The following is a 540-nucleotide window of genomic DNA, read 5'->3' on the forward strand; positions in this document are numbered from 1 at the left end:
ACCCGAAGCCGGTGGCCTAACCCCTTGTGGGAGGGAGCCGTCGAAGGTGGGATCGGCGATTGGGACGAAGTCGTAACAAGGTAGCCGTACCGGAAGGTGCGGCTGGATCACCTCCTTTCTAAGGAGCATTCTCCAGAACATGTACCAGCACACAGGTGCTCGGATGATGGACTGGCAGAGCCCGTTTCGTTCCCACACGTGGAACGGCGGGAGCTCACGGGTGGAACACTGACAACCAGTTCCTGTAGAACGCGAAACCATGTTTCGCCGGCAGGGACTATATCGATGCACTGTTGGGTCCTGAGAGAACACGCGAGAGCATGTTTCTTTCTAGGCAAGACATATACAGAATTCAGATGGTGGTCATACCGCGTTTCTTTCGGGAAGTGGCTGGTGCTGCTGTGAGTCTGGGTTGTGTGTGTTGTTTGAGAATTGCACAGTGGACGCGAGCATCTTTGTTGTAAGTAATGAAGAGCGTACGGTGGATGCCTTGGCACCAGGAGCCGATGAAGGACGTAGGAGGCTGCGATAAGCCTCGGG

General features: G+C 55.2%; 2 rRNA genes. Both read left to right on the forward strand.

The window, feature by feature from the left end:
- A 16S ribosomal RNA gene (locus tag J1M81_RS23445) occupies window positions 1–118 on the forward strand; the annotation flags it as partial.
- A gap of 340 nt (window positions 119–458) precedes the next feature.
- Window positions 459–540 (forward strand): 23S ribosomal RNA (locus J1M81_RS23450); the annotation flags it as partial.

Source organism: Rhodococcus sp. KRD175 (assembly GCF_017168275.1).
GTDB classification, from domain to species: Bacteria; Actinomycetota; Actinomycetes; order Mycobacteriales; family Mycobacteriaceae; genus Rhodococcoides; species Rhodococcoides fascians.